Origin of the sequence: Belnapia moabensis DSM 16746, assembly GCF_000745835.1 — a bacterium.
Classification (GTDB): domain Bacteria; phylum Pseudomonadota; class Alphaproteobacteria; order Acetobacterales; family Acetobacteraceae; genus Belnapia; species Belnapia moabensis.
The window spans coordinates 59,458-71,732 of sequence record NZ_KN050757.1; the positions used below are offsets into that span (position 1 = coordinate 59,458).

Annotated in this window: 11 protein-coding genes; 7 read left to right on the forward strand and 4 right to left on the reverse strand. The window is 65.0% G+C overall.

Annotation, left to right across the window (positions count from 1 at the left end; translation table 11 throughout):
* The coding region (locus EP26_RS39085; protein ID WP_211259662.1) for a hypothetical protein at positions 1–286 on the reverse strand (286 nt) is incomplete at its 3' end.
* Positions 287–706: 420 nt separating this feature from the next.
* Here EP26_RS39085 and EP26_RS36070 point away from each other — a divergent pair.
* Together EP26_RS36070 and EP26_RS31060 are read left to right on the forward strand one after the other, a co-directional pair.
* Complete coding sequence (locus EP26_RS36070) at positions 707–1,408, forward strand: hypothetical protein (RefSeq protein WP_043345575.1); 702 nt, start codon at positions 707–709, stop codon at positions 1,406–1,408.
* 22 nt (positions 1,409–1,430) lie between these two features.
* A complete protein-coding gene (locus EP26_RS31060; protein WP_043345577.1) occupies positions 1,431–3,503 on the forward strand; it encodes an ATP-dependent helicase in 2,073 nt (690 codons plus the stop codon).
* Positions 3,504–3,569: 66 nt separating this feature from the next.
* Here EP26_RS31060 and EP26_RS31065 read toward each other — a convergent pair whose 3' ends face one another.
* Entirely contained in the window at positions 3,570–4,259 is a 690-nt protein-coding gene (locus EP26_RS31065) for a DUF72 domain-containing protein (RefSeq protein ID WP_245624588.1), read from the reverse strand.
* 649 nt (positions 4,260–4,908) lie between these two features.
* On the opposite strand from EP26_RS31065, the gene EP26_RS34480 reads away from it, so the two are divergent.
* From EP26_RS34480 to EP26_RS31080, 3 genes are all read left to right on the forward strand, one after another.
* A complete protein-coding gene (locus tag EP26_RS34480) occupies positions 4,909–5,601 on the forward strand; it encodes a ParA family protein (protein ID WP_084113215.1) in 693 nt (230 codons plus the stop codon).
* A complete protein-coding gene (locus tag EP26_RS31075) occupies positions 5,598–6,323 on the forward strand; it encodes a hypothetical protein (RefSeq protein WP_043345578.1) in 726 nt (241 codons plus the stop codon). Before EP26_RS34480 ends, EP26_RS31075 begins: the two co-directional genes overlap by 4 nt.
* 437 nt (positions 6,324–6,760) lie before the next feature.
* Positions 6,761–7,735 carry a replication protein RepA gene (locus EP26_RS31080; RefSeq protein ID WP_043345610.1) on the forward strand — a complete coding sequence of 325 codons (975 nt, stop codon included), beginning with the start codon at positions 6,761–6,763 and terminating at the stop codon, positions 7,733–7,735.
* A gap of 551 nt (positions 7,736–8,286) precedes the next feature.
* Here the strand turns inward: EP26_RS31080 and EP26_RS32825 are convergent.
* The gene (locus tag EP26_RS32825) at positions 8,287–8,700 is read right to left on the reverse strand and encodes a DDE-type integrase/transposase/recombinase (RefSeq protein ID WP_052389920.1); all 414 of its coding nucleotides are present in this window, start codon (positions 8,698–8,700) and stop codon (positions 8,287–8,289) included.
* A gap of 881 nt (positions 8,701–9,581) precedes the next feature.
* Here EP26_RS32825 and EP26_RS31090 point away from each other — a divergent pair.
* Both EP26_RS31090 and EP26_RS31095 read left to right on the forward strand, forming a co-directional pair.
* The gene (locus EP26_RS31090) at positions 9,582–10,655 is read left to right on the forward strand and encodes an IS110 family RNA-guided transposase (protein WP_043345581.1); all 1,074 of its coding nucleotides are present in this window, start codon (positions 9,582–9,584) and stop codon (positions 10,653–10,655) included.
* A 254-nt stretch (positions 10,656–10,909) separates the two neighbouring features.
* Complete coding sequence (locus EP26_RS31095; RefSeq protein ID WP_043345583.1) at positions 10,910–11,875, forward strand: IS5 family transposase; 966 nt, start codon at positions 10,910–10,912, stop codon at positions 11,873–11,875.
* Between the two features lie 76 nt (positions 11,876–11,951).
* On the opposite strand, the gene EP26_RS31100 is transcribed toward EP26_RS31095, so the two are convergent.
* Positions 11,952–12,275, reverse strand: a 324-nt coding sequence (locus tag EP26_RS31100; protein WP_043345585.1) for an integrase core domain-containing protein, incomplete at its 5' end; no start/stop codon positions are given.

Below are 12,275 nucleotides of genomic sequence, written 5' to 3' on the forward strand. Positions count from 1 at the left end.
CACGTCGGTCGAGGCCCTCGATGGCCTGCGTGCTGTTCGGCCTTTCGCCGGGCTCAGCATCCGCCGTTGCTGGCTGCTGCACCGATGGCTCCCACGCCGGCATGACGTGGACGATGGGAGGCCGGTTCTCCGACGCCGTGGGTTGCGCCTCCTGCGGCAATGCTGGTGCAGGTGGCTTTGCATGAAACCCGTCGGGCCAAGCTTCAACATGAGCATGCGACGGTGTCGAAGAAGGCTGATCCTTGACCGGACCTGACGAACGCCGCGCGACATGCACGACTTCCACGACCCGACTGCGGACGGTCCCGGCGCTGTTCTTTCGAGGTGCGGTGACGATGTGCCGCGTTTGCCTGGAAGATGTCGCTTGCTTGGGTTGGCGCGAGAATACGCGGTTAGCGTCTGACATAGGTATCCATTTGTAAATACGGCCGCCTCCAGAAGGCGGAACCGATTATGGTCTATTTTTATTCAACATGGCTGCCGCACCTTCATACTCAAGACTCTACGAGGTGACGGTCGCGGATTGTGACGTCGTCCAATTTGCAGAGGCAGCCCGGGTAGCTCTCCTGATACATGTACGGGTGTGCTTGTCTTTTTCAATGTCGTTACCCGGTATTTGCTCCGACACGCTTGCAAGGCAGGCCGGTGCAGCAAGTCGCTGCCGCTGAACAGCTGTCATCGATCAACTCCATGGTATGGTGACGCCATGGAGCACGCCGAACCGCCCTCGCCGCCCCCGCCCTCACGCCTGCCCTGGGACTTCCATCCCGCGCTGACCGAGGAGCGGCTGCGGATCTGCGCCCGCATGCTGGCCAATGCCCGACGCGATGCGCTCGCCATGGCCAGCTACGAGCTGGGTGACGACCCCTGGTCGGTCGGCTGCCGCGCCTTTGCCTTCGGCCGGCACCGGCTGGAGCGGGCCGCCAGCTCGGGCGACTACCCCTGGCTCGAGGTGCTGGACGACAGCGCCCACTTCGTCTTCGTCATCGGCGGCAACGGCAACGGCGTGCCGGTGCGCTTCTACCGCGGCGCCGCCGAAGAGCCGACCGAGCGCACCCTCAAGCGCCAAGAGGTCGAGGTCCAGCAGCTCTCCCTGGCGCTGGGCGAGGCGGCGGCCGAGGGGCTGGCCTTCCGCCTGGCGGTCGAGACCGACGGCGCTGGCCGGGTGGACCGGGTGGTGTTCCTGGCACTGCGCGGCGAGGACCGGGTCGAGTGCTTCTGGCCAGTGCCGCTGGAGCTGCCGGCCGCAGCGGCCACCGGCACCGGGGTCCAGTTGCGGCTGATCGCCGATGACGGCTATGCCGGGCCCGACGAGACCCCCAGCCGGCCGCCCCCCCTGCCCCCTGCCCTACCGCGCCGCAAGCCGACCGCGAGCAACCCGCAGCGGCCACAGACCACCCTGTTCTAGCCACGCCTGCCGGGACGTTCCCATGTCTGCGCATCTCGCGCCCCTGAACCCGGCGCAGCGCGCCGCAGCAACCGCGCCGGCGCCCGTGCTGGTGCTGGCCGGTGCCGGCTCGGGCAAGACCGAGACGCTGATCCGGCGGGTAGCGGACATCATCCTCAACGGCGAGCCGCCGGACCGGCTGCTCTGCATCACCTTCACCGCCAAGGCGGCCGGCGAGATGCGGAGCCGGCTTGCCGCCCTGCTCGGGCCGGAGCGGACACCGCGCTGGGTCGGCACCTTCCACGCCATCATGGCCCGACTGCTGATCGAGGACGGCGCCGGCGTTCCCGGTCTGCCCCGCGGCTTCGCCATCCTAGGCCAGGGCGACGCCCGGGAGTTGCTGATGCAGGCCGCCGGCATCCAGGACCGGAAGGAGGCCAGCCTCCTGCAGGAAGCCGTCTCGCTGCTGAAGAATGGCCTCGTGACCGATCCCCGCCGGCTGCCCCGCTCCTCGGCGCTGAGCCGGTTCGAGCCGGAGGTGCTGGCACAGGCAGCGGCGGTCCTTCCAGCTTATCGGTCGGCGCTGGCGGGACGGCAGGCACTGGACTTCGACGACCTGATCGCCCTGCCGGTCGCGGCCATGCAGGCCGATCCGGCGCTGGCGGCGCATTGGTCCGCGCGCTGGACCGAGATCCTGGTCGACGAGTACCAGGACACCAACCATGCCCAGCATGCGCTGGTGCGCCTGCTGGCCGGCACGCCCGGCCGGGTCTTTGCCGTGGGCGACGACCTGCAGGCGATCTATGGCTGGCGCGGCGCCGACGTCGCCCATATCCGGCGCTTCGGGAAGGACTACCGGGCCGCTCCCCCTGCCCTCAAGCTGGAGACCAACTACCGCTCGACCCCGACAATCCTGCGCGCCGCCAACGCCATCGCCGCGGAAGACCCGGAGGCGCTGCCGAAGATCTTGCGCCCGGCCGACCCGAAGGCCCCGCCCGGGCCCTCGATCACCATCCGCGAGGCACCGACCGCGGAGGATGAGGGCCGCGGTGTCTTGAACTGGGTGCAGGCGCTGCGGCGAAAACAGCCGGAGCTGCCCTGGCGCAAGTGTGCGGTGCTCGTGCGGGCCAGCTTTGTGGCAGAGCCGATCCTGGCCGCGCTGCGGCAGACGGATGTGCCGGTGCGGCTGGTCACCGACCGGGAGCCCGAGCCGCCGAAGGAGGTCCTGGCCGCCATAGCCTGGCTGCGGCTGGCGATGAGCCGTAGCCGCGGCGGCAAGGCCGGCGCCCATGTCTGGGAGCCCGCCGCCGATGATGCTTTCCGCCGTGCCTGCGCCTTTCCGGCGCGCGGCATCGGCGGGGCATTGTTCGGGCGGTTACGTGAGCACGCCACAAAGCAGAGCCTCGCCCTGGCTGCGGCCGTGGCGACCCTGACTGCCACACCGACCGAGCGGCAGGGGCTCGAGGCGGTGCTCGGCGTCGCCGGCGAGATCGCGGACGGTGTGTCCCGCCAGACGCTCGGCCCGGCGGGTGCGCTGCGGCTGGCGGCCGAGGCCAGCGAGATCGTGGAGCGGCTGGGCCTCGACGGCAAGCTTGGCTACGCCTGGGCAGCTGCGTTGCGGACCGCCGAGCAGGCCGGCAGCGTGGTGGCTTACTGCGACGGGGCCGCGCTCGGTGCCATCCCCGGCGAAGCCGAACCCGCCGACGCCGTGCAGGTGCTGACGCTGCACCGGGCGAAGGGGCTGGAGTTCGACCATGTGCTGCTGGCCGGGCTCGAGGAGGGCGTCTGGCCGAACTGGCAGGCGGAGCAGCAAGGCGCGATCGCCGAGGAACGCCGGCTCTTCTATGTCGGCGTCACCCGCGCCCGGCACTCGCTACAGCTGAGCTGGGTGCGGCAACGCCGCGACTGGGCCGGCAAGCCGTCACGCTTCCTGGCCGAGGTTCCGAAGGCGCTGACCGAGACCGGCACGGCGTACTGGCAAGCCAAGGGTTCTGGTTCGACCAGCCGCACCGCAGCCGGTCGGCCAGCTCGGCCGGTGAAGCCCCCGTCCCAAGCCGAGACGGACCAACTTGTCGCCGAGTTCACGGCTCGCAAGGCCGCGAAGACACTGCGGTGACGCCGCGCTTGCCGGCGCCCGCGCTCGGTCCATCCTGCAGCCGGTCCTCGTCGCCGTGGTAATGGCCTACGCCGAGGGAGACGTTCCGGTTGCCACCACCAGCGCATCGTAGGTGGCTGCCCCCTCGGCTGTGTTGTCGAAGATGCACCACACCTCGCCGTCAAGGCTGGAGAGTCGGCTCTGCAGCTGGTGGAGATAGGCCTGCGGATAGGGCGAGTAGTACATGCGCTGCGAGCCGTGCAGCCGGAAGTAGGTCAGCGCTGGCCATCCGCCCGGCTCGGCGGCACGCGGGACCGGGGCCGGATCGGCGGCAACCCGCGCCACGCGGTGCTCAACCAGTACCGCATCGACCTCGTCGGTGAACCAGCTTGGATGTCGCGGCTCGCAGGCCAGATTACCGGCGAAGCGATTGCGCAGATGCCGGAGGAATTCAGCTGCGAGACTTTGCTGAAAGGCGAGGCTGGGCGGGAGTTGGATCAGCAGAGGCCCAAGCTTGGGTCCGAGCCGACGGACTTCGTCCAGGAACCGCGCGAGCGGCTCCGCGGTGTTGGCGAGCCTTCGGGTGTGGGTGACCTCTTTCGGGATTTTCACGGCAAAGCGGAAATCCGGTGGAACACTGGTAACCCACCGTTCGTAGGTGCTGGGCCGATGCGGCCGGTAGAAGGACGATTTGATTTCGACGGCCGCGAGGCGTTGGCTATAGCGCTGAAGGTGGCTGCCTCCTTGAGGAAAGCGGTCAGCCTGCGCTGCTGGGATCGACTAGCCAGCCGTTCCAACCCGCAGCGTCGTCGGCATCACAGTCATTTCCGCAGCCAACCTGTTGCTGAGTATGTCGAGGTCTCCCGGTGGCGCTGGGACATGACGGTCACGCTGTCGCTAGGGCATCGGAAGGCCGCTTCCTTTGGCGTTGATTTCAGCGGTCTAAGCCCCATCCAACACCGCGGAGCCATTCGCCGAGCTTGGACCAGCGGCGGCGAGCGCTGCCGTTTCGAGATCGATGTCGGGACGAGCGAGTTAGGACAGCTTGAATGGTCGCCAAAACTGGGAGCCCCGTCTGCATCCTATTCGGCGAGGGTGTATAACAACGTCACGCCGACCCTCAGAGACTCGCTCCCGCCCACTGTAAGAAGCGGAAGCCGCAGGCGGCATTTTTTTCGAGTTCACCAGGTCAACTTCTACTGACCAAAAGGCCTGCAGTCTCTCGTAGCCGATCGCTTGTTGCTGGACCGTGCACTCTAAAGCGTATCTGGTTTTCCCTTGTAAAACCAGCCAACCCTTTGGCCCGGCCTCCGCCTAACTCCGCTGCACGATGGCTGGCAAATCTGTTTTCCCTTGTAAAACTGTGCTTGTGAGGTTGAGGAGACCACTGCATTTTCCAATGCGGGATCCTTCAGAGGGGTTACTCATGCGTAGGAAGGCAGCCGCAGGTGGCCGGGTGCTCCTTGTCGCCAGTCCTAAAGGCGGCGTAGGAAAAAGTAGCATGTGCCGCAATATTCTTGTCGCGGCCGCTATAGCAGGCGCGCGGGTGCAAGGGGTCGATCTCGACGCACAACAGACCCTTGTTAAGTGGCACCAGCGCCGGGAACTCGTGCGGAAAACCTATCCCGAGACGCCGGAAGTACCGGTCGTCGGTCTTGCGCTTTCCGACTGGCGGGCAGCTTTGCGCGAAGCGCCTCGGTTTGACCTGACCGTCATCGACACACCGCCGAGCATCGAGGTGCAGTATGGAGCTGCGGTTGCATTATGTCAGGCCGCGCATCACGTCTTGGTCCCGACTGGCGCCACGCAAGACGACGTCGATAGCGTGACGCCCTGGATGCGGACGCTGACCGAGGCTGGGGTCCCAGCAAGCTTCGTGCTCAACAAGGCAAACCGTCGCGTCAAGAGCTACGAGGCTGTGCGCACCAAGCTCCTCAAAGCTGGCGCGCTTTGTCCGGTGGAGATCCCGATGCTCGAGGACATCCACGTTAGCGCCGGGAAGGGGCTCGCCGTCCTCGATCTTGCTAACAAGAAGACCAATGAGACCTTCGAAGCGCTGTGGGCGTATGTTTCCCGCGCCGCCGGTATGAAAGTCTCCGTCGAAGCACCGGCCGCATGAAGACCGCTCGCGCTCGCGGTCTTTCCCGCCGGGCCATGCTTCAGGTCGATACAGATGCCGACCTGTCTACGGCGAGCCTGCCCGACAAGCGACAGATTGAGATGGCCCCGCTCGTCCACGTCGATGAAACACTCCTCGCAACATTGCAGGACGTCTTTGCCGGCACCGGACTGATGAGTGACCAGCGCAAAGTCCGTGCGGTCATTACCCTTCGGGGTCAGGTCGACGTGGCTTGGCAGCAAACCCGTGACGCTTTCCTCGAAATCGGCAGGGCGCTGAACGAAGTTGACGCAGTGCTGGATGAGGCCGAGCAAGAGAGCCTCAAACGGGGCTTTCGCAAGCTTTTTCCGTTTTCCGAAACAGTAGCGAGCCAGTTTCGAGTGATCGCTCGCGCCGTCGATGCAGGCCATATCACCAAGGAAGCGCTGCCTGGCAGCTACGGGACCGCCTATCAAATGGCGCTGCTGAACAGTGAGCAACGGCGGATTGCGGAAAAGGAAGGTTTGATTCGACCGACCGTCAGCCGCAACGCGTTGATCGAATTCCGCAAGCTGCACGACGGTGTGGTACCGCGCACGGCCCGGGGACCAGACCCAGCCAAAATGCGAGCGGAACTGGGACGTCTTGAACGGTCCGAAGTGAAGCTCGCCCGAGCATTGGAGAGCGTACGCAAGCGTATCGTTGAGATTCGTGAGTTGTTGGCATTGAAGGACGAGGGATGACCAAGCGTTCAGGCAGCTGGTTCACGGACGACGCCCCCGGTTTCGCCGACGGTTTGAGTCCGCGTAGTCCGATCCGTCCCACGCCGGCGCTGCACGCTGCTGTTGCGGACGTCACGCTACCGGGCACAGCCCCAGCCACAATGCAAGGCAACCAGCAACACCGCGGACAAGAAGACAGTTCGGCTCGATTCTGGACGGGTGGGGCAATCACTCACCGCCTGCCAGATCCACAGGCCGCGGATGTGTCCCGGGGCAAGGACTTATCCAATCGGGGCAAATGCTCACCGAATCGGCCTTATCCACAAGGCATGTGCTCACCTCTTCAACTAGATTCAGGTTCTACTACTTCCAACTAGTCTGGTGAGTGATTGCCCCGTTGACCTAGCCGGGCTGCGTCGCCTTCCTGGTCGACGATGGCGATCAGAAAGGGCGAGTCCATGAGCGATGACGAGGAGCCTGACTACGGCGTCCGGCGCCTTGTACTCGTGCACGGCCGGGATCAAGCCAGACAGATGGTGGAGCCTGAGCGAAAGAAGCTCGTCGATATCGCTGCCGAAGTCATGGGCGATGACGCCGGCAAGATCGGCATCACCTACACCGGCTTTTGCCTTACCGCCCTTCCGCACAAGCGTCTGCCTGACGATGAGGTTTGGAAAAAGGTCGGCCATCGGGTGACCCTTCTGGTGCAGCCAGGGCACATGAAAATCGGTCGCGGACAGCCTCGCTTGTTTGGCGTCCCGTACGGTGCCCGCGCCCGCATGATCCTGCTCTATCTGCAGACAGAAGCCGTTCGAACAGGCGGACGAGAAATCGAGCTTGGCCGGTCAATGCGCGACTGGCTCAGCAGAATGGGTATGACGCATGGGGGCACGACCGGAAAGATCCTGCGGGAGCAGGCCACCCGTATTGCTGCGTGCTCCCTTCGCTTCTTTTGGGAAGGTGAAGATAGCAGCGGGTTTGATAAGGGCGGATTTGTTCGCTCCGGTCTCCGTTTTCATCTGAATGGGGACGGGGAGCAGGATGATCTTTGGCAGGACCGCGTTGTCTTGGACGAGGTATTCTACGAAGCCCTCCAGAAGCATCCGGTCCCGCTTAGGGAAGCGGCTCTGCGGCAGCTTTCGGATCGCTCCACAAGCCTCGATCTCTACATCTGGCTAGCCTACCGGCTGCAGTCACTTTCGAAGCCTACCCCCATTCGGTGGGCCGCCCTGCGTGAGCAGTTCGGGAGCGGCTACGCCAAGATCGGCGCCTTCAAACGCGACTTCGTAAAGGCGCTTGCACCTGCCATTGCCGCTTACCCTGAGGCCAACGTCCGCCTAGCGGATGAGGGGGTCGTGCTGCATCCCTCGCCACCGCCGGTCGCAAAGCGCGTCGTTGCCATCCCGGCCCTGCCCAACCGCAAATCCGGGTGAGTGATTGCCCCATTCCGGCCGGTGAGTGGTTGCCCCACAAGCCAGACTGCGGGCAGTCGCAAGAAGCCATCTACCACTGGCTGTGATACTGGCCGTTCAGATCGGCATAACGGTGGTTTCATTACCCCGGACTCCAAGCCTATAGCGTCAGGTAAAGGTTTATGCCTACCGATAGCGTAGGCAGCCAGTCCGTCCATAAGTTTGAATATAGCGAGTAGCCGAGCAACAGGCCCTGGGCGGGGCAATCACTCACCCGGCATTGCTCGCATTGCTTCCGGCATCGAGCCTTTTCCTAGGGAAATTACAAGCTGACCGGTGCGGAAGCCGGAATGTTTCGGGCGAAGCGGCTCCTGGGAAAGGCAGCAGTGTGTCGCGGGAGACTTCACGCGGAACGAAGCCATGTGCGATAGAGCAGGGCTCTTGCTTGGGCACATCATAGAAGCCGGAGCGAGAGCGAGCAGATTCCTGACAAACCCCCTACTGACCTACGCAGGAAGGTTCTGTCAGCGCTCAAGCCAAACCTGACGATGCGAGATGATGTCTGGTTTCGGTTACGCCACTTGGAAAATAGCGAGCGCAGTGGTGGCGCGATGGAGGTGTAGCAGACGCTGGCGATCGACGGTGCCATGCTGATTATGACGGGTCTGGAAGCGGCGGAAGTTGCGGAGTTCGTCGTAGCTTCGGCAGAACCGCCGCGCTAATGCGAGGTTGCCGTCATGATCAATGGCCCGATACAGATACGCCCACGGACCACCGACCTTCAGGTACGTTTCATCCACGTGCCAGCTTCGGCCACGGGCGCCACCCTTGCCGCACCGGCGCCGACGAAGCTGCTGCATCAGCACCGGTGCGAGCTTCGCCTCCCAGGCGCGAGCGGCTTCATGGCTGAACACGAAGCCGCGCTGGAGGAACATCTCGGCAAGGTCACGCAAAGTCAGGCGGTAACACAGCGGCCACAGCACCACGCGGGCGATGACGTCCGATGGGTACTGGGTGTTGTTCAGCAGCCCAGCGCTACGCTCGTTGAACTGCTTGCCTCACTCGCCGCAGCGGAATCGATGGTAGCCCTGGGCGATGCGCTCCGGCCGCTCCGTGACCTCTGCCAGGCCGCAGGCCACACAATCCATCTGCGCCCATTGTCCCGAAGCCTAACAGTACCGAAGGCCGGGGAGGCGTTGAACTCGGCCGGCAAGCCATAGGGCAGGGGCCTGAAAAGCCAGCGGCAGAGCAGCCCGATGATGCCGCCCAACGCCTGGAGTAGGGGAGAGGGCCTCACCGCTCTTCCGGGCAGCGCTCCGGCATCTCGACCGAAGCGGGAGAGGACGGCGGTGGTACGTGAGGGCCCTGGCTGGTGGTCCGGGCACCGCGCTCGCGCATCTGGCGCTGAACCTCTGCAAGCACCGCGACTTGCTGAGTCGGCGTCAGCAGGGCAGGGAGAGAGCTTCGGTCATGGGCGCTCCTACCGTCCGAGGCCAGAGGGAAGGCGAGGAGCCTCTTTGGCATCGAGGCGGTGATGCTGCGCCGGTGTCAACAGCTCGCCGGTGCGCCGTGAGTTTGAGCTGGGCCGCCCGGAGTACGTCCGCATCGCATGACCCGAAGTGTGGGACGGGCTCAATGCACCTGATCCGCCGACCCGTGCAACTGTGAGTATACCGGTGCGGTCTGGAGAGTCTGACCCTCCGTGCAACTGACCTCGTGTCATGACTGTGGTGTGTCGACCCTCCAGGCTGCACCTGTCTTTCGAGCGGATCGTGACTTCATAGGAGCTTGAGGGCCACCCTCCCGTCACAGTTCTGTCCGCCTGCTCGACAGCCAGGCCCCTCCGTTTGGCTTGGAGCGCCACACCATGAGCGAGACTGCTTCCAGTGCCGACGTCATCGTCGGCGTCGACACCCATAAGCTCACCCATGCCGCCGTGGCGATCAACGCACTCGGCGCCCGTCTCGGCAGCCTGACCATCCCGGCCAGTAGCAGAGGCTACCAGGCCCTGCAGGCTTGGGCTCGGTCCCTGGGGGTCATCCGCGCCTTTGGCATCGAAGGCACCGGCTCCTACGGCGCTGGCCTGTCCCGCTTCCTGTGCGAGCACAATCATCCTGTGTTTGAGGTCAGCCGCCCCAACCGCCAGCTGCGGCACCAAAAGGGTAAGGACGATGCGCTCGACGCCGAGAGCGCCGCCCGCAGCGTCCTGGCTGGCCAGGCCACGGCATTGCCGAAGTCCGGCACGAACGCGGTCGAGATGATCCGCCACCTCAAAGTGGCTCGCGACACCGCGGTGAAAGCCCGTAGCCAAGCCATGCAGACGCTCAAAGCGATTATCGTCAGCGCACCTTCGGTGCTGCGTAAGCAACTCGACCGCCTCAGCGGCAAGATGACGCTCCTCCGCCACCTGGCCGCCCTGCGCCCAGGCCCGCTCACCTCAACGACGGCCTCGGCCAAAACCGGCCTGCGGGCGATTGCCCGGCGCTGGCTGGCCCTCGACGCAGAAGTCAAAGATCATGACGTGCATCTCAAGCTGCTGACCCAGCAGCTCGCCCCCGACCTCGTCCAGGCACACGGTATAGGCGCGGGCACCGCCGCCGAAATGCTTCTGCTGGTCGGCGACAACCGCGAGCGCATCCACTCTGAGGCGGCTCTGGCCAAGCTATGTGGCGTCTGCCCGGTCCCGGCCTCCAGCGGCAAGACCAGCCGGCACCGGCTTAACCGCGGCGGCCACCGACAGGCCAATGCCGCCCTCTACCGCGTGGTCATCGTGCGCATGCGCGCTCACCAGCCCACCCTCGACTACGTCAAGCGACGCACCACCGAGGGAAAGAGCAAGCCCGAGATCATCCGTTGCCTCAAACGCTTCGTGGCCCGCGAGATCTTCGACTATCTCTGTCGCCCGTCAAACGCTCAACGCTCAGCACCAGCGATGCCTTGACCACTATAGGAGCATCACGCTGTCAAGCACGGCAAGCCCGATGCAGCGGACGGGAGGCGACCGCGCCGCCCTGGTCGGGGGCTGCTCCAAAACTCATGCCGGGCGGATGCCCCAGAACCGCGTGAAACCGGTTTGCAGCCCCTGGATGCCCCGTGTCGCGGTCTGCTGCGAGCTTGGTGCACGGATAGGCCGAATGGCGTCTCCGGTGTAAATAGGGCCAGGGCGATGCCCGATCTTGTTGAGGGCCGCCCTACTTGCCATTCAAATCCCAGGCCGACCGCCGGCACCACATTCCCCGCCAGCACCACAGGGTGACGAACTGGCCTGCCTACGAGGCTGGTCTGCGAGCACGCGGCAGCCTGACCGTGTGGTTCACGGCCGAGGCGATCAGGGCTTGGCGGGCTGACCCGCGGACCACCCGCGGCGGGCAGCCGCGCTACTCCGCTCTGGCGATTACCACGGCATTAACCCTGCGGACGGTGTTCCATCTGGCGCTGCGCCAGACGGAGGGCCTGATGGCCTCCATCATCGGCCTGCTCGGGCTGGACCTTGCCGTGCCCGACCACAGCACGATGAGCCGCCGAGCGGAGACGCTGGAAGTGCCACGCCCACGGGGTGGGCGTGAGCCCGTGCACCTGCTGGTGGACAGCACGGGGTTGAAGCTCTGTGGGCCTGGCGAGTGGCTCGTGGAGAAGCACGGCACGAGGACACGGCGTGGGTGGCGCAAGCTTCATCTCGCCACCGACGCCGATACCGGGTGGATCGTCGCCTCGAAGCTGACCGACAAGGATGCCGACGATGGCTCGCAGGTTGGCCCCTTGCTCGACCAGGTGGAGGGGCCTGTTGCATCCTTCACTGGCGATGGTGCCTACGACAGGGATGATGTCTACGTCGGGGTTGCTGCGCGGTATCCGGATGCCGACGTTATCGTCCCGCCTCGCTCAGGCGCAGTGCCGAGCGACACAGCTGGGACAGCGCCGACCCAGCGCGATCGACACCTGCAACTCATCACCGAGCGCGGTCGCATGGGCTGGCAGAAAGCATCGGGATACAACCACCGAGCTCTGGTGGAATCCGACATCTCAAGATGGAAACACGTCATTGGTGACGGCCTCCGTTCGCAAACTGACGGGCGCCAGAGGACCGAAGTGGTCATCGCCGCCGACGTGCTGAACCGCATGCTTGGGCTCGGTCGTGCAGAGTACGTCCGCATCGCATGATTGGAAATCTAGGTCGGGCTCGCTGCGCCCGATCCCCTGTAGTGCGCCCGGATGCTGAGACAGTCGGCTGTGCTAATCAGGCGGCCAAAGGTAAAGCGGCCTGCGGGCCTTGAGCAAGGCGGCGTTGCTCGGCGCGGATTTGGTTCGGGGTGCGGTAGCCGTGCCTGGCGACGAGCCAAGTGGCGTTGTAGTGGGCGACGAAATCCTGCAGCCCGCACCGCAGCTGTTCGATGGTGTCGAAGGTATGCACCCAGAGGAAGTTCTCTTTTAGGGTACGGATAAAGCGCTCGGCGACGCCGTTGCCCTCGGGCTGGCGGACGAAAGAGGGCGAGCTCTCGATGCCGAGGAAGGCGATCTCGTCCTGGAAGTCGCCGGAGAGGTAGTTGGAACCGTGGTCGTG